Source organism: Burkholderia sp. GW821-FHT14F03, from assembly GCF_058803765.1.
In genome coordinates this window covers 61,294-85,419 of the sequence record NZ_JBXAPG010000012.1, presented here as the reverse complement: position 1 = coordinate 85,419, position 24,126 = coordinate 61,294, and the positions used below count along the sequence as shown (strand labels likewise).

General features: G+C 70.6%; 20 protein-coding genes and 1 riboswitch. Of the genes, 8 read left to right on the top strand and 12 right to left on the bottom strand.

Annotation, left to right across the window (positions count from 1 at the left end; translation table 11 throughout):
* Window positions 1-11: 11 nt before the first annotated feature.
* A complete protein-coding gene (locus AC1RQF_RS10410) occupies window positions 12-1,130 on the bottom strand; it encodes a DUF3396 domain-containing protein (protein WP_492871973.1) in 1,119 nt (372 codons plus the stop codon).
* A gap of 151 nt (window positions 1,131-1,281) precedes the next feature.
* Here AC1RQF_RS10410 and AC1RQF_RS10405 point away from each other — a divergent pair, with 151 nt between their 5' ends.
* A complete protein-coding gene (locus tag AC1RQF_RS10405; RefSeq protein ID WP_492871972.1) occupies window positions 1,282-1,452 on the top strand; it encodes a hypothetical protein in 171 nt (56 codons plus the stop codon).
* A 112-nt stretch (window positions 1,453-1,564) separates the two neighbouring features.
* Here AC1RQF_RS10405 and AC1RQF_RS10400 read toward each other — a convergent pair whose 3' ends face one another.
* The 5 genes from AC1RQF_RS10400 to cobG all read right to left on the bottom strand — a co-directional run bounded on the left by AC1RQF_RS10400 (window position 1,565) and on the right by cobG (window position 7,930).
* Window positions 1,565-2,920, bottom strand: coding sequence for a chitinase (locus AC1RQF_RS10400; protein WP_492871970.1), 1,356 nt, complete (start codon window positions 2,918-2,920; stop codon window positions 1,565-1,567).
* Between the two features lie 241 nt (window positions 2,921-3,161).
* Entirely contained in the window at window positions 3,162-5,165 is a 2,004-nt protein-coding gene (cobJ, locus tag AC1RQF_RS10395) for a precorrin-3B C(17)-methyltransferase (protein WP_492872015.1), read from the bottom strand.
* Entirely contained in the window at window positions 5,162-5,920 is a 759-nt protein-coding gene (locus AC1RQF_RS10390; protein WP_492871969.1) for a precorrin-2 C(20)-methyltransferase, read from the bottom strand. The genes cobJ and AC1RQF_RS10390 overlap by 4 nt, the downstream gene beginning before the upstream one ends.
* On the bottom strand, window positions 5,917-6,543 hold the full coding sequence (locus AC1RQF_RS10385; RefSeq protein WP_274003238.1) for a precorrin-8X methylmutase: 627 nt from the start codon (window positions 6,541-6,543) through the stop codon (window positions 5,917-5,919). The genes AC1RQF_RS10390 and AC1RQF_RS10385 overlap by 4 nt, the downstream gene beginning before the upstream one ends.
* Window positions 6,536-7,930 carry a precorrin-3B synthase gene (gene cobG, locus AC1RQF_RS10380; protein ID WP_492871968.1) on the bottom strand — a complete coding sequence of 465 codons (1,395 nt, stop codon included), beginning with the start codon at window positions 7,928-7,930 and terminating at the stop codon, window positions 6,536-6,538. The genes AC1RQF_RS10385 and cobG overlap by 8 nt, the downstream gene beginning before the upstream one ends.
* Window positions 7,931-8,028: 98 nt before the next feature.
* Window positions 8,029-8,221, bottom strand: a riboswitch (cobalamin riboswitch).
* A 782-nt stretch (window positions 8,222-9,003) separates the two neighbouring features.
* Here cobG and cbiE point away from each other — a divergent pair.
* Genes cbiE through cobM form a run of 4 tightly spaced genes read left to right on the top strand, consistent with a single transcriptional unit; the run spans window position 9,004 to window position 12,797 of the window.
* On the top strand, window positions 9,004-10,227 hold the full coding sequence (gene cbiE, locus AC1RQF_RS10375; RefSeq protein ID WP_274003234.1) for a precorrin-6y C5,15-methyltransferase (decarboxylating) subunit CbiE: 1,224 nt from the start codon (window positions 9,004-9,006) through the stop codon (window positions 10,225-10,227).
* Window positions 10,227-11,315 (top strand): cobalt-precorrin-5B (C(1))-methyltransferase, encoded by a 1,089-nt coding sequence (locus AC1RQF_RS10370; RefSeq protein ID WP_492871967.1) that lies wholly within the window; start codon window positions 10,227-10,229, stop codon window positions 11,313-11,315. Before cbiE ends, AC1RQF_RS10370 begins: the two co-directional genes overlap by 1 nt.
* Window positions 11,312-12,037 carry a cobalt-precorrin-6A reductase gene (locus AC1RQF_RS10365; RefSeq protein WP_492871965.1) on the top strand — a complete coding sequence of 242 codons (726 nt, stop codon included), beginning with the start codon at window positions 11,312-11,314 and terminating at the stop codon, window positions 12,035-12,037. The genes AC1RQF_RS10370 and AC1RQF_RS10365 overlap by 4 nt, the downstream gene beginning before the upstream one ends.
* Window positions 12,038-12,068: 31 nt before the next feature.
* Window positions 12,069-12,797, top strand: a complete 729-nt coding sequence (gene cobM, locus AC1RQF_RS10360) for a precorrin-4 C(11)-methyltransferase (protein WP_492871964.1) — start codon at window positions 12,069-12,071, stop codon at window positions 12,795-12,797.
* On the opposite strand, the gene AC1RQF_RS10355 is transcribed toward cobM, so the two are convergent.
* Window positions 12,798-13,967: an MFS transporter gene (locus AC1RQF_RS10355; protein WP_492871963.1), complete on the bottom strand. Its 1,170-nt coding sequence runs from the start codon at window positions 13,965-13,967 to the stop codon at window positions 12,798-12,800.
* A gap of 127 nt (window positions 13,968-14,094) precedes the next feature.
* Here AC1RQF_RS10355 and AC1RQF_RS10350 point away from each other — a divergent pair, with 127 nt between their 5' ends.
* Complete coding sequence (locus AC1RQF_RS10350) at window positions 14,095-14,586, top strand: MarR family winged helix-turn-helix transcriptional regulator (RefSeq protein WP_274003225.1); 492 nt, start codon at window positions 14,095-14,097, stop codon at window positions 14,584-14,586.
* A 19-nt stretch (window positions 14,587-14,605) separates the two neighbouring features.
* Here AC1RQF_RS10350 and AC1RQF_RS10345 read toward each other — a convergent pair whose 3' ends face one another.
* Window positions 14,606-15,310 carry a glutathione binding-like protein gene (locus AC1RQF_RS10345; protein WP_492871962.1) on the bottom strand — a complete coding sequence of 235 codons (705 nt, stop codon included), beginning with the start codon at window positions 15,308-15,310 and terminating at the stop codon, window positions 14,606-14,608.
* Between the two features lie 484 nt (window positions 15,311-15,794).
* On the opposite strand from AC1RQF_RS10345, the gene AC1RQF_RS10340 reads away from it, so the two are divergent.
* Window positions 15,795-17,540 carry a VWD domain-containing protein gene (locus tag AC1RQF_RS10340; RefSeq protein WP_492871960.1) on the top strand — a complete coding sequence of 582 codons (1,746 nt, stop codon included), beginning with the start codon at window positions 15,795-15,797 and terminating at the stop codon, window positions 17,538-17,540.
* 81 nt (window positions 17,541-17,621) lie between these two features.
* Here the strand turns inward: AC1RQF_RS10340 and AC1RQF_RS10335 are convergent, their stop codons facing one another.
* Window positions 17,622-18,527 carry a sigma-70 family RNA polymerase sigma factor gene (locus AC1RQF_RS10335; protein ID WP_492871959.1) on the bottom strand — a complete coding sequence of 302 codons (906 nt, stop codon included), beginning with the start codon at window positions 18,525-18,527 and terminating at the stop codon, window positions 17,622-17,624.
* Between the two features lie 221 nt (window positions 18,528-18,748).
* On the opposite strand from AC1RQF_RS10335, the gene clpP reads away from it, so the two are divergent.
* Complete coding sequence (gene clpP / locus AC1RQF_RS10330) at window positions 18,749-19,414, top strand: ATP-dependent Clp endopeptidase proteolytic subunit ClpP (protein WP_274003218.1); 666 nt, start codon at window positions 18,749-18,751, stop codon at window positions 19,412-19,414.
* Between the two features lie 25 nt (window positions 19,415-19,439).
* Here the strand turns inward: clpP and AC1RQF_RS10325 are convergent, their stop codons facing one another.
* From AC1RQF_RS10325 to AC1RQF_RS10315, 3 genes are all read right to left on the bottom strand, one after another.
* Window positions 19,440-21,071 carry a methyl-accepting chemotaxis protein gene (locus tag AC1RQF_RS10325; protein ID WP_274003216.1) on the bottom strand — a complete coding sequence of 544 codons (1,632 nt, stop codon included), beginning with the start codon at window positions 21,069-21,071 and terminating at the stop codon, window positions 19,440-19,442.
* An 856-nt stretch (window positions 21,072-21,927) separates the two neighbouring features.
* Complete coding sequence (locus tag AC1RQF_RS10320) at window positions 21,928-22,842, bottom strand: GNAT family N-acetyltransferase (RefSeq protein WP_274003213.1); 915 nt, start codon at window positions 22,840-22,842, stop codon at window positions 21,928-21,930.
* Window positions 22,839-24,101, bottom strand: coding sequence for a phenylacetate--CoA ligase family protein (locus AC1RQF_RS10315; protein ID WP_492871958.1), 1,263 nt, complete (start codon window positions 24,099-24,101; stop codon window positions 22,839-22,841). Before AC1RQF_RS10315 ends, AC1RQF_RS10320 begins: the two co-directional genes overlap by 4 nt.
* Window positions 24,102-24,126 lie beyond the last annotated feature (25 nt).

Below are 24,126 nucleotides of genomic sequence, written 5' to 3'. Positions count from 1 at the left end.
CCGGTTTCAAATCACGCAGTTTCGCCGCGCAGCTTCGGCGTCTTATGTAGCTCGACCCAGAAGCCATTGAGTTGATCGTCTTGTACGTTGAACCGGCGCAGCCAACTTTCGGTTGCTACGACCGTATTGAGCAGAGGTGCAGTACTGTCCAGTGTTCCGTCTTGCAGGGTATCGACGTCATCCGCGATGATCTGCCGCAGTGCACGATTCAGAATGACGTACGCGGCGGGTGGCGATACGGGGATGCCTGGTCCATTGGATACGCCGGACTGTGGTGCGACGCCGGCCTGAATGATTAAGCCTCCGTTGCTCAGCGGAATACGGGCGAACCAATCTGGCGGGAGTCCCAGGGCCGATGCGCCGCCGACAGCCGCGACCAAGTCCGCATCGAGCGCATTGAGCCAGTCAACTGTTTTGATCTTCGTGTAGAGCTTGCGGATGGTCGAGCGCATTGGGTCGCCGACGTCGATGCCAGGGCCGAAGCGGCGCGCGTAGAAATACTCGCTGGCTTCGTTCGGCCGACGCCCCATCGGAGGGACGTTCACGGCTAGCCCGCCATGGCCATTGACTGTCGGCAGCGCTTCAGCGAACGCGCGGAACATTGCTTCGAATACGTCGGGGCGGTGTGCGATAAATGCTCGCGGCACTGTGAAGGCCAGCCCGTCGAGCCCGCGTTTCCGCGCAGCCTTCTTTTCGCTAAGCGCGAACACCGTGAACTCATAGAACCCTGCGGCGAGCTTGTGGTCGGCGCTGGTCATCGCGACCGCGAGGGTCTCATCGGCGGGGACGCTCGTCGCGAGCCTTTCGAATCCAGGCGACTTATCGTACTGGATCGGTTCTTCTCCCTCGGAATAGAACCAGCGCAGCGGCCCCAACTTCGACGGTGTCTGGCCGGTCGCCTTTTCGACTGCGTGCTGATACGCCTCGATCGCAGCACTGTACTGCTTAAAGCAGCGCACCAGCGCTTGGCGAACCTCGGGGGTGAAGCCGTTGCGGAAGTAGAGCACGCCCCGCACGACTAGGGCGGCACCCGTAATCGCTTTTTGATGCGCGGGCTCGTAAAGCCCGAATGGCATGGTGTCCGCGCGTTGCGGATCCTTCGCCCAAGCTGCAATCTCGTCGTTCGTCATGGCGTTAAAACGGGCCGGCGTGTATAGGAGAAGACGGCCCAGGTCCGGGGCAGGGCACAGGCGGGGGCGACGGGCCTCCAGGCGCGCTGCTGTTGCCGTTGAACAAGTCGTCAAGTTCGGATTGTCGCGCGGATTGCCTCGAGCGCGAGGTTTGCTTCTGGCCGTCGTCGTCGCCGCATCCGAAATCGGCCGCGCCGAGGTGGACAAACTTCGACGGGCCGCCTGCGATTTCGATGTAGTCGTCTTTCTGGTCAGGACCGTAGCGGTCGCCGGGGAACTTCATTTCGACGACGGCCCGGACATTCGCTCATCCGCTCGGTGAGCCATCGGCCATCCGCTGCCCGGCGCTTGGCACCCGCCAGCGCGCCGCCCCCAGGCTCACCCGACCCGCCCCCCGAAGCCGCCTGAAGGGCAGGCCGGTGCAACTCACCCCATCACGACTTCACCCACACCCCACCCGCGCCCGGCGTATCGCCCTGCGTCCACCACTGCGCGCAATACTTCGCGCCCTGGTACATCACGCACGAGCCGCCGGTATACGCGACCGTCGACGACCAGTTCGGCAGCGCGCCGCCCACGGCCTTCCAGACCGGAGCCTGGCCCGGCGTGTCGCCCTGGGTCCACCATTGCGCCGTATAGGTCGTCCCCTGATAGGTGACCGTCGCGCCCGCCTGATAGGCGACGCCCGGCACCCACGGCCCGGGTTGCGGCGGATTGCCCGGATTCGTGCCGCCGCCGTAGCTCGGGTCCTGCGTCACGCCCGTGCCCCACTTGCCGTCGAGCTTCTTGAAGATCGTCGAGAACGCATAGGGCGTCTGCGTGACGCCCGAGCAGGTGTCCGACGCCGATCCGGTGTTGCTCGCGCACGGCTGGTCGCGCGCCACCGACCACATCGCGAAGAAGCCGTAGCCGTTGTTGATCGCGGCGTTCACCACGCTCTGCGCGTTGGCCAGCGTGAAGATTTCGCCCTGCGTATCGTTCTGGCCGATCATCGGCGTCACGCCGACGAGCTGCCACAGTTGCGCGTTCGTCTTCGGCTGCCCGACCGACTTGTACGCCGTGTCCAGCTGCGAATACAGCCCCTGCGCCGCGCTGATCGCGGCCGCGCCCATGTCGACGCCCGACGGACCGTAGTCCATCGTCATGATGTTCACCGAATCGAGCGCGACGTTGTTCTTCACGGCCGCGTTCAGCACGCCCAGGCCTTCGTCGATCAGGCCGCTTTGCAGCGTCGGCAGCGTCAGCGTGACGTGCAGTGGCTTGCCCTTCGCCGCATAGTCCGCCTGCAGCTGCGCGACCGCCTGGAAGTTGCGCGCGAGCGAGGCCGCATCGTCCTGCGCGGAACCTTCGATGTCGAAGTCGATGTGCGTGAGCGCGTAGGTGTCGATCACCGTCTGCAGCGCGCTCTTCAGCGCGGGCACGGTCGTGCAGGCCTGCGCGAGCCCCGTGCCCGCCGCACCGCCGAACGAGACCGCGACCTCGCCGCCTTTCGCCCGGTAGTTGCTGATCGAGGTCGCGATCGTCGTGAGCAGGTCGCCCGTCGCGCCATTGCCGATCGGCTGCACGCCGCCCCACGACGGCTGACAGCCGTTGCCCGCGACGACGAACGCGAGCGTGAATTGCTGGATCCCCTGCTGGACGCCGATCTGGTCGACGAGCGGTGTCGGATAGAGCGTCAAGTCGATGTAGGGCGCATAGACGCCCGCCGCCTGTGACAGGCTCGCCGCCGCGAACAGACCGCCCGCGGCAAGCGCGCGCGGGAGCAGATGTGACAACACGCTGGATTTCATTGTGTTCTCTCCATGGTTATGAACGGTGCGCTGGCCTGCGCATCGCCACCGCGGCGGGCCGGACAGGGCCGGTCCCGGGCGCGGCGTGCCCATCTTGGAGGATTCCAATCGTTTAGTGAATAGTTGGTTGTTATTTTTGTTGATTGATTTGAAATCGGAAATAATAAACCAATTTAATGCCAGCATGATACCAATCTAATACCTCATGAGACATCCCGCCGCGCCCCGTGCGGCGGGCGTTTCAGCGATACCAGCGGGGGGTGTAGACCCAATCGCGGCCATTGTTCAGGAAAACGCGCCGGGTGGTCGAGGAGCCGACGATGACCATCGTCCGCATGTCCACCTGATCGGCGCGCAAGGCGCCGAGCGTCGTCGTGACGAGGGTCGCGCCGGGCCGGCCGATGTCGCGGCCGAGTACGACGACGGTGTCGGGCGCGCGCCAAGCGCGCACGGTGTCGAGCGCGCGGTCGAGCTGCCAGGGGCGCGCGCGCGAGATCGGGTTGTAGAACGCCATCACGAGGTCCGCCTGCGCCGCGTGCCGCAAACGGGTTTCGATGATGTCCCACGGCTTCAGGTTGTCCGACAGCGACAGCATGCAGAAATCATGGCCGAGCGGCGCGCCCGCGACGGCGGCGGTGGCGAGCGCGGCCGAGACGCCGGGGATGATCTCCAGTTCGACCGTCGCCCAGGCGGGGTCGCCCATTGCAGGAGCGCCGGCCGCCGGCGCGCCGGCCGCGGCGTCGAGCGCTTCGAGCACGGCCGCGGCCATCGCGAACACGCCGGGATCGCCCGACGACACCATCGCGACCCGCCGTCCCTGCGCGGCCAGCGCGAACGCATGGCGCGCACGCTGCATTTCCTCGCGGTTGTCGGTCGGATGCAGGCGCTGGCCCGCGTGGAACGGGCCGGCCATCTCGACGTAGGTCGCGTAGCCCAGGATGTCGGTCGCATCGTCGAGCGCGGCGCGGGCGGCGGGCGTCAGCAGCGCGGCGCTGCCCGGGCCGAGGCCGAGCACGGTCAGGCGGCCGCGCGCGCGGCCGAGCCGTTCGACGGGCACGGGCCGCGCGCAGACGGCGATCGCGAGGGTCGGCGTCGCGCCGGCGGCCGGCGTGCAGTCGGGCGCGATCGTCGCGAGCGTGTCGGCGAGCAGTGCGGGGGCGTCGTGCGCCGCGCCGGTCGCGAAGCGCAACGGTACGCCGAGCTGCCCGGCCGCCTGCGCGAGCGCCGGGTGGCCCAGTGCGGACGCGGGCGCGACCAGGGCCGCGAGGGCGTGCGACGCGAGCCCGGCTTCGGTCAGTGCGGCGCGGACCTGTTGCGCAAGCGATTCGGCTTCGGCATGCGCCCCGGCTCTGGTTTCGGTTTCAGTCCCGACTCCAGCTTCGGCCCTGGCCCCGACACCGTAACCGACTCCGGCTCCGACTTCGACTTCGACTTCAGCTTCGACTTCGACTTCAGCTTCGACTTCGACTTCGACTTTAGTCCCGACTCCAGCTTCAGTTCCGACTTCGGCCCCGGCTTCAGCCTCAGCCTCAGCCCCAAATCCGGCTCCATCACCCACACCGCATTGCGGCGCGCGCCCGTCCGCCCTGGCGGCGCGCGCCTCCAGCGTCAACGCGACCACGACGCTGCGCGGATGAATCAGCAGCGTGTCGGCGCGCGCATGCGCGCGCGGCGAGATCTGGATCGTGCGCGTCGCGCCTGCATCGTCGCGCGGCAAGGCCACCGCGTCGAGCCAGGGCGCCGCGCCGTCGATGCGCACCGTCTCGCCGGCGAGCAGGTCGGACACGAAACGCTTGCCGTGGTCGAGGTCCGCGAGCGTGTAGCCGTCGGGTGGATTGAGCAGGCACGCGCCGAAGCGCAGTTCGCCGCTCGTCGTGATCGCGGGCGCGCAAGCCAGCGTGGCGGCGATCGCGCGGGCAAGCGTGTTGACGCCGGCGAGCCCGCCCAACAGGGGCACCACGGTGCTGCCGTCCTCCGCGACGGCCAGCACCGGCGGCTCCGCGCCCTTGTCGGCGAGCAGCGGGGCGATGCAGCGGATCACGATGCCCGCCGCGCACAGCGCGACGATCGGCGTGCCGCGCCGGTACAGGTCGCGCAGGTGCACGCCCAGTTCGTCGAAAGCGACGTCGGCGCGCGCGCGGCTCGCGAGCGCGTGCACCTGCGCGCCCGGCTGGCCGGCCTGGATGCGGCGCGCGACGTCGAGCGCGCCGGGGCCGAGGACGATGATCGCGGGCGCGGTGGTCAGGCTTGCCATTTCTTCCCCGGCACGACGAGCAGTGAAAAATACGGCGAGGCCATCGGATCGACCTCCGCGAGCGGCACGATGCGCTGGTTCGTCATCGTCGCGCGCTCGACATAGAGCGCGCGCTGCGCGAGCCCGAGTTCGTCGAGCACGCGCCGCACCTTCGCGAAATTGCGGCCGAGCTTCATCACGACGGCCGCGTCGGCGCGCGCGAGGCGCTCGCGCAGGTCCGCCTCGGGCAGCACGCCGGACAGCACCGACAGGCTCTGGTTGCGATACACGAGCGGCGCGCCGAGCACCGCCGCGCCGCCCAGCATCGAGCACACGCCGGGGATCACTTCCGCGTCGTAGCGCGCGGCGAGCCGGTCGTGCAGATACATGTAGGAGCCGTAGAAGAACGGGTCGCCCTCGCAGATCACCGCGACGTCGCGGCCCGCGTCCAGATGCGCGGCGACCCGCGCGGCGGCGGCGTCGTAGAAGTCGGCGATGATCGTTTCGTAGCAGAGCGGCGGCGCGAGCGCCTCGGTGGTGACGGGGTAGACGAGCGGCAGCTGCGTCTGCGCGTCGTGCAGATGCGTCTCGACGATGCCGTATGCATTGCCTTTCTTGCCCTTCGCGACGAAGTGCGCGACCACGGGGGCGGCGCGCAGCACGCGCAGCGCCTTCAGCGTGAGCAGCTCCGGGTCGCCGGGGCCGACGCCGACGCCGTACAGCCGGCCGGCCGCGCGCGGGCCGTCGTCGAGCGGGACGCCGTTCATTCGGCCTCCGAGGCGAGCGCGTTGACGGCGGCGGCGGCCATCGCGCTGCCGCCGCGCCGGCCGAGCACGGCGACGAACGGCACGCCGCGGCTGTCGGCGGCCAGGAGCGCCTTCGATTCGGCCGCGCCGATGAAACCGACCGGGAAGCCCAGGATCAGCGCGGGGCGCGGCGCGCCCGCATCGAGCAGGTCGAGCAGATGGAACAGCGCGGTCGGCGCGTTGCCGATCACGACGATGCTGCCCGCCAGATGCGGCCGCCACAGTTCGAGCGCGGCCGCCGAGCGGGTGTTGTCGAGCGCGCGGGCGAGATCGGGCACGGCGGCGTCGCCGAGCGTGCAGATCACCGGATTGGCTGCGGGCAGCCGCGCGCGCGTGATGCCCTCGGCGACCATGCGCGCGTCGCAGAGAATCGGCGCGCCGGCCGCGAGCGCCGCGCGGCCCGCGTGGCCCGCGCCCGGCGAGAAGCGCAGGTCGCGCACGATATCGACCATCCCGCACGCGTGGATCACGCGGACCGCGACTTTTTCGAGGTCGGCGGGGATGTCGCGCAGGTCCGCTTCGGCGCGGATCGTCGCGAACGACCGGCGGTAGATTTCCTGGCCGTCGCGTAGGTAGTCAAGCATCGGTGAAGTCCTGAAGCTGGCCGGCTCCGTCGAGATGGAGCGCGGCCTGATCGATCGTCAGATGGCGCGCGAGGACGCGGCCGAAGCCCGTCGTCCCGTCGCGCCGATACAGGTCATAGTGCCCGGGCGAGGCCGCGAGCAAGGTGTGCGCGGCGGGGTGCGGCAGCGCGCAGCTGCGCGCGCAACCGCTCAGGTGCACGTCGCGCGCGCGCGCGAGGCGCGCGGCGAGCTGCCGCGCATCCTGCTTGGTGTCCGCGAGCGCGCGCGCGCAGCCCGCGGACCCCGCGCAGGCGACGAGATGGGCGAGCGGCTGCGCGGGGTCGCACGCAAAGCCGAGCGCATGCAGCCGCGCGAGGACGCGCCCGGCCGCCGCGCGCGGCACGCCCGGCAGCAGCACGCCTTGCCACGGCGTGATGCGCAGCGTGCCGTCGCCGTCCTGGGCGGCGAGCCCGGCGAGCGCGCGCAGGCCGGCCGCGTCGAGCCGGCCGAGCGGCGCCTGCGCGCCGACATGGCAGGTGTCGGGCGTGTGTTCGGGGTGAATGCCGAAGCGCCGCGCGAGGTCCGGATCGGGCCGGCGCCAGGCGTGCAGCTCGGGGTCGCGGCGCCAGGTGTGCGGCGTATGCGCGGCGGCATGCGCGAGCAGGGCCTCGGCCGATTCGCGCGCCAGCAACGCGCGCATGCGCGTGACGTCGGGCGGCGCGAGCGCGACGAACGCGCACAACAGCGCGTGCGTGAAGGCGCAGGCGTGCTCGGGGCGGATCGCGGCGAGCGCGGGGCGCACATCGGGCGCGCCCGCCCTGGGCGGGCAGCCGGCAAGGCCGACGGCGAGCCAGCGTTCGCCGCGCGCGTCAAGCAGCGCGGACAGCCACAGATCATGCGGATGATCGAGCGCCGCGAGCCGTTCGCCGCCGTCGAGCAGCAGCGAGAACTTGGGCGACAGCGCGGCCAGGCGCGGCTCGCTCTGCAGCATCGCGAGCAGCGGCCCGGCCAGCGCGGCGCTGTCGAGCAGCGCGTGCGGGTCGCGGCCGGCGGTCGGGCTCAGCAACAGGTTGCGCACGTCGTCGCGCGCGGCGACGCAGGCGTCGTCGGCATCGTCGGCGACGCGCGGGCCGAGCCCCGCGTCGCGCAGCGCGCGGGTCACGGCGGCCTCGCGGCCGGCGCGCACGCCGCGCAGCTGGAGATTCGCGCGGTTGGTCGCCTCGATCGCGCCGGAGCCGTCGCGCTCGGCGACCGCGGCGATCGCTCGCGCCTGGGCGGCGTCGAGCGCGCCGCCGGGCAGGCGGATCCGGCACAGCCCGCCGTCGCGCGCCGCGACGATGCGCACGAGCCCCGGGCACGCGGACGCGCGGGGCAGGGCGGAGGCGGCAGTGGAGTCGGCTGGAGTCAAAGAGGCACCGGGTCGGTGTGCGCGGCGGCCCGCGCCGTCCGCGCGCGCGGACGGCTGGCATGGCGGCGTCGGCACACCCCGTCCGACGCGGACCGTCACATACGAAAACCACGCCGGCAGGTCTCCTGGCTCGCAGGTCGGGGCCCGCGCGCGGCCTTCCCGGCAGGGCCAGTGGCATGCTGGCGCGCGGACTCGCTGCGCACAGTTGCGGGGGCAGCCGCAGCGATGCGCGAAGCGGCATCCTGCGTTCCCTGTTAGGCCCTGACGGGCACCGGCGAACGAACGCCGTAGCATACCCGATTCTGGTCGGGCCTTGCCGGGTAAGGGTTTGCAGGGAATCAAATAAATTCGGCGGGGACGTGAAGGCGGGGGGCATGCGGATGCCGCCGAGCATCGGGCGGGACGACGGATCTGCTTTCGGCGCGACGTTGCGGGGCCGACGGCCGCGGCGTGCCCGCGCGCCGCGTGAATACGGCTTGCGCATGCGGGCATGCGTATCGCGCCGCTGCCCGGAACGGGCCTGGCGGAAGCGCCGGACTCATTCATCGGTTCCATTGCGACCGGCGTCGGCGAGCCGCACGGCCGCGTGAAGCGAAGCGCTGATTGCACACGTCGTCGTACCAGAAAACCGGCGCGATATGCGCCGGCATACGCCGGCAGTGGCCCGAGGCTGCTGCCCGGCACGGGCCTGGCGGAAGCGCCGGACTCATTCACCGGCTCTCTTGCGACCGGCTGCGCACGTCGTCGAATCCGAAAGCGGACGCTATACGCGCCGGGCATACGCCGGCAGCGGCCCGACGGCGCTGCCCGGCACGGGCTGAGTGGAAGCGCCGGACTCATTCATCGGCTCCGCTGCGACCGGCGTCGGCGTGCCGCACGGCCGCGCGAAGCAACGCGCCGTTTGCAGGCGCCGTCGAATCCGAAAACCGTCGCGACACGCGCCGGCCACGCCGCGACAGCAACCCGGCCGAGGTCGCCGCAAGCGCATGCCCGCGCCGCATCGCGCTGTATCATTCCTCCTTTGTCACCACACCGCCAGCAACGTCGACGGAATCATGGAACGGGAAGCAAGCATGACCACCTGGCTGACGGTGGTCGGGATCGGCGACGACGGTTACGCGGGCCTTGGCCGCGCCGCGCGCCGCGCATTGTTCGACGCCGCGCTGGTCGTCGGTGGCGAACGGCATCTGGCGATGCTGCCCGCGCGCCTGCGCGCGCGGCGCGAAGCGTGGCCGCGGCCGTTCGATCTCGCCGCGCTGCTCGCGCGCCGCGCCGAACGCGTCTGCGTGCTCGCGAGCGGCGATCCGATGTGCTTCGGCGTCGGCGCGACGCTGGCGCGCGCGCTGCCCGTCGACGAACTCCGGATCCTGCCCGCGCCGTCGTCCCCGTCGTTGGCCGCCGCGCGCCTCGGCTGGGCCCTGCACGAAGTCGACACGCTGTCGCTGGTGGGCCGGCCGCTCGCCGCGCTGCGGCGCGCGCTGTACGACGGCCGGCGTCTCATCGTGCTGAGCGCGGACGGCGCGACGCCCGCCGCGCTTGCCGCCTGGCTCGTCGGGCACGGCTACGGCGCGACGCGCCTCAGTGTGTTCGAGCACCTGGGCGGTCCACTTGAACGGCGCATCGACGGACGCGCCGATGCTTGGTGCGCGCCGGACGTGGCCGCGCTCAATCTCGTCGCGCTCGACTGCCGCGCGGCGGCGCACGCGCCTGCCGCGCGACTCGCGCTGACCCCGGGGCTGCCCGACGACGCCTACCGGCACGACGGCCAGCTGACGAAGCGCGACGTGCGCGCGCTCACGCTCGGCCGCCTCGCGCCCGCGCCCGGCGAACTGCTCTGGGACGTCGGCGCGGGGGCCGGTTCGATCGGCATCGAATGGATGCGCGCGCACCCAAGCTGCCGGGCGATCGCCATCGAATCGCATCCTGCGCGCCACCGCTTCATCGAGCACAACCGCGATGCGCTGGGCGTGCCCGCGCTGCAACTGGTCGCGGGCCGCGCGCCCGATGCGCTCGCGGGCCTCGCCGCGCCCGATGCGATCTTCGTCGGCGGCGGCGCGACCGGCGCGGGCGTGCTCGACACTTGCTGGGCGGCGCTCAAGCCGGGCGGCCGGCTGGTCGCCAATGCGGTCACCCTCGAAGGCGAGGCCGCGCTGGTCGCGTGGCGCGCGCGGCACGGCGGCGCGCTCACGCGCATCGCGCTCGCCGAGGCCCAGCCGCTCGGCGGCTTCGAGACCTGGCGCGCGGCGCTGCCCGTCACGCTCTACGCGGTGGACAAGCCGCGCGAGGACGCGCGCTGATGCGCGACGAGACCCCCGAACAGCCCGCCCCGCTGCGCAGCGGCTACACGACGGGCAGCTGCGCGACGGCGACCTCGCTCGCGGCCGCGCGGCTGCTGTTCGACGACGTGCCCGGCGACGCGGTCGAGATCGTGCTGCCGAAGGGGCAGCGCGTGCTGATGCGGCTCGCGTTCTGCCGGCGCACCGACGACGGCGCGGAAGCGGGCACGATCAAGGACGCGGGCGACGATCCCGACGTCACCCACGGCGCGCTGGTGTTCGCGAGGGTGCGGCTCGCGGCCGCGCCCGGCGTGCGTTTCCACGCGGGGCCGGGCGTCGGCACGGTGACCCGCGCGGGGCTCACGCTGCCGGTCGGCGAGCCGGCGATCAACCCGGTGCCGCGCCGCATGATGAGCGAGCACCTGGGCGCGCTCGCGGCCGAGCACGGCTATGCGGGCGGCTTCGAGGTGACGATCGGCGTCGAGGGCGGCGAGGCGCTTGCGCTCAAGACGATGAACCCGCGCCTCGGCATCGTCGGCGGCCTGTCGATCCTCGGCACGACCGGCATCGTGCGGCCGTTCTCGTGTTCCGCCTACATCGCGTCGATCCACCAGGGCATCGACGTCGCGCGCGCGAACGGCATCCGCCATCTCGCCGCCTGCACCGGCAACGCGAGCGAGGACACCATGCGCGCGTATTACGGCCTGCCCGACATCGCGCTGATCGAGATGGGCGATTTCGCGGGCGCGGTGCTCAAGCACCTGCGCCGCGCGCCCGTCGAACGGGTCAGCCTGTGCGGCGGCTTCGGCAAGCTCAGCAAGCTCGCGGCCGGCCATCTCGACCTGCACAGCCGCCATTCGAGCATCGACTTGCCGCAGCTCGCCGAGTGGGCCGCGCAGGCGGGCGCGGCCGCCGCGCTGCTGGACGCGATCCGCGCCAGCAACACCAGCCAGCAGGCGCTCGCGCTCGCGCATGCCGACGGCATCGCCCTGGGCGACGCCGTCTGCGCCCGCGCGCTGCGGGTCGCGCGCGACATCGTGCCGCCGTCGGTGGCGGTCGAGATGTTCGCGATCGACCGCCAGGGCGGCATCGTCGGCATCGCGCGATGACGGCCGCGCCGCGCATCCTGCTGCTCGGCGGCACGGGCGACGCGCTGCGGCTCGCGCGCGCGCTCGGCCCGACGGCGGTCTACAGCCTGGCCGGGCTCGGCAAGGTGCCGGACGACCTGGCCTGCGCGGTGCGGGTGGGCGGCTTCGGCGGGGCGGACGGGCTCGCGCGCTATCTGGCCGAGGCCCGCATCGACCTGCTGATCGATGCGACCCATCCGTACGCGGCGCGCATCAGCGCGAACGCGGCGTGCGCCTGCGGGCGGGCACGCGTGCCGTACTGGGCGCTGCGGCGCGCGCCGTGGCAGCCGGGCGCGGGCGACGACTGGCGCGGCGCGCGCGATTGGGATGCGGTGCGCGCGCGGCTCGCGCCGTTCGCGCGGCCGCTGTTTACGCTCGGCCGCGAGCCGCTCGCGCATCTCGACGCGGTGCCGCCGCACCAGCACTGGACCGTGCGCTGCCTCGACGCGCATCCGGGCCGCGCGCGCGCGCGGGTGCTGGCCGCGCGCGGCCCGTTCACGCCGGACGGCGAACGCGCGCTGTTCGCGCAGTACGGCATCGACGTGGTGATCAGCAAGAACAGCGGCGGCGCGGCGACGGAAGCCAAGCTCGAGGTCGCGCGCGAGCGCGGCCTGCCGGTGATCATGGTCGAGCGTCCGGCGCTGCCGCCCGCCGATCGCGAATTCGACGGCGTCGCCGCGCTGCGCGCCGCGCTCGACCTTTAACGCCTGTCGGACAGGCCAGACGGAGCAGGACATGACGGTGTATTTCATTGGCGCGGGGCCGGGCGACCCCGAACTGATCACGGTGAAGGGGCAGCGCCTCGTGCGCACCTGCCCGGTGATTCTCTACGCGGGTTCGCTCGTGCCCGAGGCGGTGCTCGAAGGCCATCGCGCCGAACAGGTCGTGAACACGGCGGAATTGGATCTGGACGCGATCGTCGCGCTGCTCGCGGCTGCGCATGCGAAGGGCCGGGACGTGGCGCGCGTGCACTCGGGCGACCCGTCGCTGTACGGCGCGATCGGCGAGCAGATCCGCCGGCTGCGCGCGCTCGACATTCCCTATGAGATCGTGCCGGGCGTGACCGCGACGGCCGCCTGCGCGGCAACGCTCGGCGTCGAGCTGACGCTGCCCGACGTCGCGCAGACGGTGATCCTCACGCGCTACGCGGGCAAGACGACGATGCCGGCGGGCGAGGCGCTGGGCGGCCTCGCCGCGCACCGCGCGACGCTGGCGATCCATCTGGGCGTGCGCCATCTCGCGAAGATCGTCGACGAGGTGTTGCCGCACTACGGCGCGGATTGCCCGGTCGCGGTCGTGTATCGCGCGAGCTGGCCGGACGAGGTGCGCGTGACGGGCACGCTTGCGGATATCGTCGGGAAGATCGCGGCGACGCCGATCGAGCGCACCGCGCTGATCCTGATCGGCCGGGTGCTGACCGCCGACGGGTTCGCGCGCTCGACGCTGTACGCGAGCGCGGACTGATCAGGCGCGGCTCGCGGCCGCGACGGGCAGCGGCGCGAAGCGTGCGGCCATGGCGAACATCACGAGGCAGACGACGGCCATGAAGGCCCAGGCGGGCGTGAGGTCCGCGAGGTTCTGCCGGATCAGGCCGGCCGCGAACGGGAACAGGCCCGCGATCAGGTAGCCGATGCCCTGCACGAACGCGGTCAGCGCGCCGGCCTCGGCCGGCTGCGTGACGTGATCGAGCGCGACGATCAGCGACAGCGGAAACAGCGCGCCGATCCCGAGACCGATCAGCAGCGCGGCCGGCAGCGCGAGGCCGAGCGGCGACGCGATCAGCACCAGCAGGCCGATGAGCAGCGAGCCGATCGCCGCGAACAATGCCGGACGACGATCGCGCAGGCGGTCGATGAAGCTGGAAACGAGCAGGCCCGCGGTGACTTCCGCGACCGTCACGCCGCCGAGCAGGCCGCCCGCGGCCTCGGGCGACCAGCCGAGCGACACGAAGTACGGCGGCAGCCACGCGAGCACCAGCGTATAGGCGCCGGTGCCGAGCCCGAAGAACAGCGCGAGCAGCCACGCGCGCGAACCGCGCGCGCCGTGGCGGCCTGTCGTCGCGGCGGGGCCGCCCGCCCGGGCGCGGCTCGCGAGCGGCCACAGCACGGCGGCCGCACAGGCGGGCAGCGCCCAGCCGGCGAGCGCGGCGCTCCAGTCGACGCGCGCCGCGGCGAACGGCGTGACGACGCTCGCGAACACCGCGCCCCCCATGATCGAGGTCGAATAGAAGCCCATCACGCTGCCGGCGCGCGCGGCGAAATGCGTCTTGATGAAAGTCGGCAGCAAGGCCTGCGCCATCGCGATGCCGGCGCCGGCCGCGAGCGCGCTCGCGAGCAGCACGGCCGGATGCGCGGCGGCGAGCCGCGCGGCGCAGGCGAGCGCGATCAGCGCGACGCCGAGCCAGACGCCCGCGCGCACGCCGGCGTGACGCTGCAGCCAGCGCGCGCCGAGCGCGCCCGCGCCCATCAGCAGGATCGGCACGGTGGTGAGCAGGCTTGCAGTGCTGTCGCTGATCCCGGTCGCGCGCTGGATCGTGTCGAGCAGCGGGCCGAGCGAGGCCAGCACCGGCCGCAGGTTGAGGCCGACCAGCACGATCGCGGCGAGCCGCCAGGCGGGGGAAAGCAGGAGTGGCATGAGGCGGAAATCCCTGAAGCGCGGCGCGCCTCAAGAAGCGCGCCGACCGTTGCGTATAATTATCTCGATATCAAGATAGTGGTGATTTATCTTGAGGTCAAGATAACTGGGACGATCAGGAGGGTTAATGGACCGAGCCGCCCATGCGGTCGAGCAGTGGCGTCGCGAGCGCCCGGATCTCGATCCGATGTCGATGTTGCTGCTGGGCCGCCTGCAGGAGACGGCCCTCGTGATCGCCCGCGACCGGCTCACGCCGCTGTTCGCGCGCTACGGTTTGCAGCCCGGGGAATTCGATGTGCTTGCGACCTTGCGTCGCAGCGGCAGGCCGTATGCGCTGACGCCGACCGCGCTGTACGACGCCGCGATGATCTCGTCGGGCAGCATGACGAACCGCATCGACCGGCTCCAGCAGGCGGGCTGGGTCGAGCGCCGGCCGAATCCCGCCGACGGGCGCGGCACGCTGGTGGGGCTGACGGACGAGGGGTACGCGCTGATCGAGGCGGCGGTCGGGGCGCACGTCGACAATCAGCGCGCGGTGCTGAGCCCGCTCAGCGAGGGCGAGCAGGCCCAGCTGGCGGCGCTGCTCGACAAGCTGTTGCAGGGGCAGACGCGCGCCTAGCCGCGCGCGTCCGGACGCGTCACGCGCGGGCGGGAATCTCGAGGCCGCGCGTGACGGCGGGGCGCGCGACGAACGCGGCGAGGGCGCGCGCGACGTGCGGATACGCGTCGAAGCCGACCAGCTCGCCCGCCTCGTAGAAGCCGACCAGGTTGCGGATCCACGGGAAGGTCGCGATGTCCGCGATCGTGTAGGTGTCGCCCATGATCCAGGCGCGCGTCGCGAGATGGCCGTCGAGCACCGCGAGCAGCCGCTTCGCCTCGGCGACATAGCGGTCGCGCGGACGCTTGTCCTCGTAGTCGCGGCCCGCGAACTTGTGGAAGAACCCGACCTGGCCGAACATCGGGCCGATGCCGCCCATCTGGAACATCAGCCACTGGATCGTTTCGTAGCGCGCCGCCGGATCCTGCGGCAGCAGCTGGCCGCTCTTGTCGGCGAGGTAGATCAGGATCGCGCCCGATTCGAACAGCGCGAGCGGCCGCCCGCCCGGGCCGTCGGGATCGAGGATCGCGGGAATCTTGTTGTTCGGGTTCAGCGACAGGAAGGCGGGCGACAGCTGGTCGTTGGTGTCGAAGCGCACCAGGTGCGGTTCGTAGGCGAGCCCGGTTTCCTCCAGCATGATCGACACCTTCACGCCGTTCGGCGTCGGCAGCGAATAGAGCTGGATGCGGTCCGGATGCTGCGCGGGCCATTTCTGCGTAATCGGGAAGGCGGAAAGATCGGGCATGGCGAGGCTCGTGTCGAAGGGGTGGAGAAAAATCGGCGCGTGGCGGTTGGGCGCCCAACGATGGACCGCACAATGTAGCCGATTCGTCGCGATTTCGCTTGGGCCGCCGTCAGCGCGCCGAAAGGCTGTTGAGCGCACCGGCGCCGCACCGCATAGGCGCTTGCGCACCCCGATACCATTTCCTAGAGTAGGCCTAAACAATCTCTCGACGTAGCGACGACCGGTTGCGGAGATGCGAATCAAATGGCATGACGGGACTGGCCAGCTTGGGTCGGGGGGAGTTCGCGCGAAGCGGTACATCGCGCGTTGCCAAAGTGGGGGGATGACAATGCCGAGCTTCAATACGAAATCCAGCACGCGGCTCGCGGTGCTGGCTCTGTTGCTGGGCGCAGCTCGGGTCATCGCGGCCGGTGCGGAGGATGCACCGGCTGTGACACACACGCCGATCCAGCTTACGCCGGCGACGAGTGCCGGCATTCGGGCGGTGACACCCGAGATCGCCGCTTCCACGGCCGCGCAGCGCGAGACGTGGCGGCTGAAGCTGGTGCACACGGCGCGCCCGAAGAAAGCCTGCTATACGGCGACCTATCCGGAAACCCAGTGGCGCGAGGTAGCCTGCACGATTCCGCCGCATCGTTTCTTCGGACCGCGACGCGGGCCCATGCTCGATACGGTCGGTAACGGCAATGACTATGTCGCTCAGCCTGCAAGTCCGATCACGCTCGCGAACGGTTCGTTCGACAGCGTGACCAACGCGACCAGCCTCGCGACCCAGGGCGCAGGAACGGGGGGCGTGAACGGCAACAACTTCTTCACGCTGCAGCTCAATTCGAACTTCTTCACGACGTCGGTCTGCAGCGGAGGCGCGTCGTCCTGCAAGGGCTTCGCGCAGTTCGTGTACGACAATTCGTCGAGCAGCGCCTATATCCAGTACTGGCTGGTGAGTTACGGCTCCGCCGCTTGCCCGGGCGGCTGGAGCGCGTATGGCGGCGATTGTGTGCGCAACGCTTCCAACGGTGTGGCGGCGCCGATGGCCCTGAGCGTCGCTGATCTGCACGACATGAAGCTGACCGGCTCCGCTGCCTCGGGCGGCTCGCTGATGTTATATGTCGGCGGTTCGATGGTCTCGACGCCGGGCGACGACATTCTGCCCGACCTCGCCAGCAACTGGGGCGACGCGGAGTTCAACGTGTTCGGCGACGGCGGCGGCGGGCAGGCGGTGTTCAACAGCGGTGCGACGCTGGTGGTGCGCACCCAGGTCGAGACCGGCAGCAATATCCTGCCCGACTGCGTGATCGGCGGCTGGACCCTGGAGACCAACAATCTCAATCTGGTCAGCACGCCGACCGTGGTGCCGAAGCAGCAGTACCCGTCGATCGTGTTCGATGAGAGCAACGCTGCGGGGACGTCGTCCGCCTCGTGTTCGACGAGCGTCGGCGACACCCATGTGACGACGTTCGACGGGCTCTACTACGATTTCCAGGCAAGCGGCGACTTCATCCTGGCCGACGCCGGGCCGGATTTCATCGTGCAGGCGCGGCAGGAGTCAGGCGCGAAGGTGTTCAACAACCCGAACGTGACGATGAACACCGCGGTCGCGGTGCGGATGGGCGCGAACCGGATCGCGATCTATGACGACCCGCCGCGCGTGCTGATCAACGGCAAGCTCACGAGCGTTGCCGACAACGCGATCGTGACGCTGCCGGGCGATGTGTACCTGATGCGCGGCGGCAGCGCCTATGTCGTCACGCGCGCCACGGGTGAGATGGTGCGCGCGCAACTATATAACGGTTGGTTGGACGTGACGGTTGGCCTGGGGCACCGCCCCCGGGCGAACACACACGGAATTCTAGCGAGCCCCAGCAATGTCGCGCTGGCGATGCGCAACGGCACGCAGCTCCGGCAGCCGGTATCGGCCGTCGATCTCTATCAGCGCTACGCGCCGAGTTGGCTCGTGCAACCGAAGGAGTCGCTGTTCGCCGAACAGACTGTGAAGTATGTCGCACCCGCCAAGCTGTTCTATGCCAGCGACCTCGCGCCGCAGGTGTATGAGCAGGCACGTGCCGCATGCGCGGCGGCAGGGGTGACCGACGGCACCCACCTCGATGCCTGCACGCTCGACGCAGCCGTGCTGAAGAACACGATCGCAGTCAAGGCGTTTACGCATGCGATTCCACCACGGATCGCGCTGCGCCCGGTCGGCCCGATCAGCGCGATCGAACCGAAATAGCAGCACCGTACGGCGCACACCGTCCGCCTGGGCGGTGCGCATGCCGGGTCGGGAACGCGAGGCGGTAAGGGTGCGGCCGGCTCAGCCGGCCAACGCGATGACGGACATACCATGAGCGATGCGCGCGAGCAGCGCGCCAAGCGCCGCGCGCCCGAACACGCGATTGACGGCGGCCAGCGCGCCGGGACGCACGATCACGCACAGCATCGTCTGCCCGTCGTCATCCAGGAGCGGCACGAGCAGCGCAACGATCTCCGGCGTGTGCGCCGAGAACAGCGCGAGCGCGGCCTCGCCGCCGAGCGCGAGCGGTTCCGCGCGCGCCGCCGCCAGCACCGGCGCGGCCGACGGCGAGGGGGCGTCGCTCACGATCCGGACCCCGTCCAGCACGGCGAGCAGCGCCGTTCGATCCTGCGCGTCGATCGCGGCCCGCAGCGCGTCGACGATGCGGCGCTGGCGCGCGGGATCGGCGGGCGCCCGCACGTCGCCCGCGCGCCCGAGACGGCCTTTCGCGCGATGCACGAGCTGCCGGCAGTGCACCTCGGGCTTGCCGAGCGCCGCGCCGATGTCCGCGTAGTCGCAGTCGAACCCCTCGCGCAGCAGGAAGGCCGCCCGTTCGTCGGGCGTCAGGCGTTCGAGCAGCAGCATCAGCCCGTACGACAGCTGCGCGCCGACCAGCGCGCGGGTCTCGGCCGACGGCGCGAGCGCGTCGAGCCACGGCTCGGGCAGGGCGCCGTCGTGCTGCGCGGCCCGCTCGGTGCGCAACTGCCGCAGCCGGTCGATCGCGAGCCGGGTCACGACCGTGGTGAGCCACGCGGCCGGCACGTGGATCGCATCCGCGCGCGCCGCGTGCCATTTCAGCCAGGCGTCCTGAATCAGATCCTCGGCTTCCGCGCGGCTGCCGAGCATCCGGTAGGCGAGCGAAAAGAGGCGGGCGCGCTCGGCTTCGAACGCGGCGTCGGGAAGGGAGAAGCGCAACGTGATCGTCATGCGGAAAGCTCCGGAAACGGGGCGCGGGCGACGGCGGCCGCGCCGCCAGTCTGCCAGAACGCGAAGAAATCCGTACATGACGGATGACGCGTGCGCCGCGTGACGGCGCGACGCAAAAAAATCCTCGTCACGCGGGATCGCGCCGGCCCGTCAACAGGGTGACGCGCCACCCGAGGCGTCTCCCGCTCATCTTCCCGCCCGAAAGGCGAAAGGCCACCCCCATGATCTCCATTCCCCGTTCTCCCGCGGCGTCGGGCCTCGGTCTCGTGCCGACCGTCATCGAACACACCGGGCGCGGCGAGCGCGCGTACGACATCTACTCGCGCCTGCTGCGCGAGCGCATCGTGTTCCTCACGGGACCGGTGAACGAGCAGTCGGCGAGCCTGGTGGTCGCGCAGCTGCTGTTCCTGGAGTCCGAGCAGCCGGACAAGGACATTTCGCTCTACATCAACTCGCCGGGCGGCTCGGTCTACGACGGGCTCGCGATCTACGACACGATGCGCTTCATCCGGCCCGAGGTGTCGACGCTGTGCACCGGCTTCGCCGCGAGCATGGGCACCTTCCTGCTCGCGGCGGGGCAGCGCGGCAAGCGCCATGCCCTGCCGAACGCGCGCATCATGATTCACCAGCCGTCGGGCGGCAGCCAGGGCACGGCGGCCGACGTCGAGATCCAGGCGCGCGAGGTGCTGTACCAGCGCGAGCGCCTCAACGCGGAAATGGCGGCGTTCACCGGGCGCTCGGTCGAGCAGATCGCGCGGGACACCGACCGCGACCATTTCATGTCGGCGGACGAAGCCCGCACCTACGGCCTGATCGATGACGTGCTCGCGCAGCGCGCCGCGCTGTCGCCGTCCGCCCCGCCGGGGGCGGACGGCACGCGAACCTGAAACCGCGTTCGGCGTCGCACATGGCTCAGGCCACCGCCGGGCGCCACACGGCGGGCTCGTCCCAGTCGGCCGCCGCGCCGCGCGGCGCGACGCCGCCCGCCGGCAGGCGGAAGGTCGCGACCGTATCGTTCAACGCGTGCCCCTGGCTTTCCAGCGACTTCGACGCGGCCGCCGCCTGTTCGACGAGCGCCGCGTTCTGCTGGGTGGTCTGGTCCATCTGCGTGATCGTCAGGTTGACCTGGTCGATGCCGCGGCTCTGCTCGGCCGACGCGGCGGCGATCTCGCCCATGATGTCGGTCACGCGCGCGACCGCCTGCGTCACCTCGCCCATGGTCTCGCCGGCCTGATTGGCGAGCGTCGAGCCGTCGCGGATCGTCTGCACCGAGGCCGAGATCAGTTCCTTGATTTCCTTCGCGGCGCTGGACGAGCGCTGCGCGAGGCTGCGCACCTCGCTCGCGACCACCGCGAAGCCGCGCCCCTGTTCGCCCGCGCGCGCCGCTTCGACCGCCGCGTTCAGCGCCAGGATGTTGGTCTGGAACGAGATGCCCTCGATGATGCCGGTGATGTCGGAGATCTTCGAGGAGCGGTCGCCGATCTCGGTCATGGTGTCGACCACGCGGCCCACCACCGCGCTGCCGCGCTGCGCGACGTCGGATGCGTTCGCGGCGAGCTGGCTGGCCTGCTGGGCGTTCTCCGCGTTGAGCCGGACTGTCGAGGTGAACTGTTCCATGGTGGCGGCGGTTTCCTGCAGGGACGCGGCCTGTTCCTCGGTGCGCTGGCTCAGGTCGATGTTGCCCGCGGCGATCTCGCCGACCGCGGTCGCGATGCTGCCGCAGCCGTCGCGCACGCGGCTGACGATGCCGGTCAGCCGCTCGTTCATGATGTTGAGGGCGTCGAGCAGGTCGCGGGTCTCGTCGCGGCCATGCACGACGACCTCGCTGCGCAGGTCGCCTTCCGCGACCGTGCGCGCGACCCGCACCGCCTCGCCGATCGGCCCGGTGATCGAGCGGGTGATCCACAGCCCCGCGACGATCGCGAGCGCGATCGCGGCCGCGCAGATCGCGAGCAGGAGGTTGCGCTCGTACATGTAGCGGTCGGTGAAGTCCTGCGCGATCGCCGCCTCGCGCTCGTGCGTGTAGCTGGCATAGGCGTTGGTGGCCTGGATCAGCGCGACGAGCAGCGGGCGGCACTTGGTGTCGATCTCCGCGATCGCGGCGTCGCGGTTGCCGGCGAGCGCCGCATTGACGATCTCGAGCGCGACCGGGCCGTAGCTGGCCTCGACGCGGTTGATATCGGCGACCAGCGCGCGGGCGCGGTCGGTCGTGTCGTCGGCCTTGGCCATCATCGCGTTCAGGTCGCCGAGCCGCGACTGCACGTCGGCATGCGCGCGCTGCACATCGGCTTTCTCCTGCTCGATGTCCTCGGGGCGGGTCACGAGCACCAGGTTGCGGGCGGCGATCGCCCGCCGGTCGACGGCCGTGCGGACCTGCGCGGCCAGGTTCGCGCGCGCGTTGATGCCCTGCGCATAGCGGTTGAACGCGTCGTTCGATTCGGACAGCGCCTTCAGCGACATGCCGGAGACGATCGCGACGATCGCCGCCAGCACGCCGAAACCACCGAGGAGTTTGATCCTGATGGTCACCCGAAATGATTTCATCGTTTGCCCCTTGCAAGGAAGACTGCGCGTGGTGATTGACTCGCGACGGAAGCCCATGTCGTGCGTGAATTAACGGGGTGAGTGGGCTTTTCTTTAGCCTTATAAACCCTAGTTTCCGGAAATGTGAAAATCTTTTTTGATCGAAATAAACAAATTATTTATTGGTTGACTTAACTAAATTTAGCTGACTTTCGCGATGCTTTCGGTGGCCCGGGTGAAAGGCTTGGAGGCTTGATGGCCGGAGGTTTGGTGGGATTTATAGTGTCCGCGCGGGACAGATAATCGGGTTTTTGAGGCATTCAATATGGAATTCGTAAGCAAAGAATTTCCTTTTTATTCATGATCCGTATCTCTCGTGGTTGAATTTTATCGAGATAATGGCGCGCGAATGACCGGGCAAATAAGCCGGTGCGCAGGCAACCGTCTCGATATCAAATCAACGAGGTTCGGGCGAGAACCGGGCGCACCGGCCCCTGAACAGCGACGGCCCGGCACAGAAAATCGCGCGGCGGCGCGTGGGGGCCGGCGCGCCGGGAAGAACCCGCGGCGTGAAGTCGGCGCGAGCGGCAACGCGAGCCGACGGGCGGCTTACGGCGAGGTATACCGCAACCGACAGGCGAAGCGCGGCGAACACGCGAGCCGGCTCGTGGACGCGTTCGTGCCGGCGCAGATGAGGAGCGATGCCGGGCCGCGGTCGATGTCGATGTTGATCACGGAGAATGCCGGTCCAGGACGCCCGCGCCGGACATCGACGGCAGCCGCCTTGTGGATGGAAGCGGGGGCGTCGCGGCGTGCGATCGTCCGGGATGACACGGCCCGCGGCGAACGCGCCTCGTGAGACGCGCCGGCGCGGCGCTTACGCCGGCCCCGCGTAGAGCCGATACAAGCGTTCGCCTTGCCGGTCGCACAGGTTGAGCGGCCGCGGGCTCCGACCGCGCAGCCAAAGCAGCCGCCAGCCGCCGCTCGCGGCGGGCAGCAGGCCGCCGAAGCGGAACCCGCCGCGCGTCAGGGCGGGCGCGTGCGCGAGGTTTTCCGCCGTGGCCGGCAGGAGCAGATCGAGCAGCGAGCGGGCCGGGAGCGCGGCGATTTCGGCCAACTGGGCGTCGCTGGCGCGTGACGCCTCCAGGACGACGCGCAAGCCGTCCTGCGTCACGCTGAAGTCCGCCGCGGCGGCGTGCGGCGTCGGCGGCGCCTCGCCGAACACCGCGCGCAGGCCGTCCAGCCATTCATGCCAATGCGTCGGCCAGTCGAGCCGGGGCAGCGGCCACGCGCGCAACGGCAGGCACCCGACGACGATGCTCTCCCGTTCCGCCCGCCCGAACGGCGATTCGACGTAGTCGATCAGCAGCGCCGTGCTGCGAAAATCGAGCGCCAGCGCGACATGCTGGCTGCGCGGATGCGAACAGACCTGCTTGATCGTCATCATGCCGACGCCGAGCTGTGCCGCCGTCGCGCGCAGGTGGCGGGCGAGCCGGCTCGCGATGCGTTGACCGCGGGCGTCCGGATGCACGACGTTCAACGCGAGTTCCGCGAGCCCGGGCTGCGCCGCGTCCCGCCACAGTGTCGCGTGTCCCAGCAGCCGCCCGTCGCGCACCGCCACCGCCGAGCGCCATTGTCCGCTGACGTTGTGCGCATCGATGCGGCTCGGCAGATAGACGTCCGGATACACGTAATGCTCGCCGTAGACCGCGCGGAACAACGCGCTGACGGGCTCGGCGTCGCTCGCCCGATAGTCGCGCACCGACGCCTTCAACTGATCGGCCGCGCTCATCGCCCGGCCTCCGCGTGCGCGTAGTCGCGCCGGTCCACGATCCGCAGCAGCTTGCCCGAACGCGGGTGGGTGAGCATGTGTTTCAGCGGCGTTTGCCGCAGCGTCACGCGGACTTGATGTCCGGCGCACTGTTGCGCGAGCGCCGGCTGGGCGGCGAGCACCTCGGCGCGGATCCGCGCGAGATCCAGCGGCGCGCGCGCGGCGAGCAGGAACGTCAGGCAATCCGCGCCGTCGGCACGGGAGAGTTCCAGTTGCCAGCCCAGCAGCGCGCCCGCGGCGTCGAGCGCGCGCCCGAGCGCGTCCGGAAACAAGGACAGCGTGCCGACGCGGATCCGATGCGCCTGCGCGGCGCGCCCCAGCAGCGCGAACTTGCGCGCGGGGCCCGGCGGTTCGCGCCAGCACGCGAGATCGCCGCTGGGATAGCGGATCACCGGCATCAGCCGGCGCTGCAGGTTGGTGACCAGCAGGCGGCCGGGGCGGCCGGCTTCGTCGATGGGCTCGCCGCTGTCCTCGTCGACGATCTCGATCAGGCTGTCGTCGTCGAACCGGCGATGCTCGCCATGCCCGCAGGCGGGATCGGCGTAACCGATCAGGCCCGCGTCGACGCTCGCGCAGCCCACCGAGCCGAACCGGGCGTGCGGCAGCACCTGTGCGAGCAGCGCGATCTGCTCGTCGAACAGGCTTTCGCCGCCGTAGAGCACGGTCCGCACCTCCGGCAACACCTGGCCCTGCGCCGCGAGGTGATGGGCGAAGCGCAGCAGTTGCGCGGGCACGCCGGCCAGCACATTGATGCGGTGCTGGCGAATCGCGGCCGCCAGCACGTCGTGGTCGACCTGGCAGGTGAACGGATATTCGACGATCGCCGCCGGCGCATGCGACAAGGCGCCGTGGATGAACAGCAGGCTGGTGTAGAGATCGCCCGCGAAGAACAGATTGGCGACGCGGTCGCCGTCGCGCAGCTGGTGCGCGAGGCCCGCGCCGAACGCCTGGACGAACGCGCGCCATTCGGCGCGGCTGAATACCGACAGCTTGCCGTCGCCGGTGGAGCCGCCCGTCTTGAACACATGGGCGTCGTCCAGCGCGGCGGTCAGCACGGGCCAGCGGGTCAGGTCCTGGGAATCCCGCCAGTAGTCGGCGGGATCGGTCGGCGGCAGGTCGGCCAGTCGCCAGCCGTGCGCGGGCAGCGCACGGTACAGCGCGCGATAGTGCGGCGAATGCGCGCGCGCATGCTCGACGAGGAGGGGAAGGCGTGGATGCATGGTGATGGTGGATGAATGGACGACG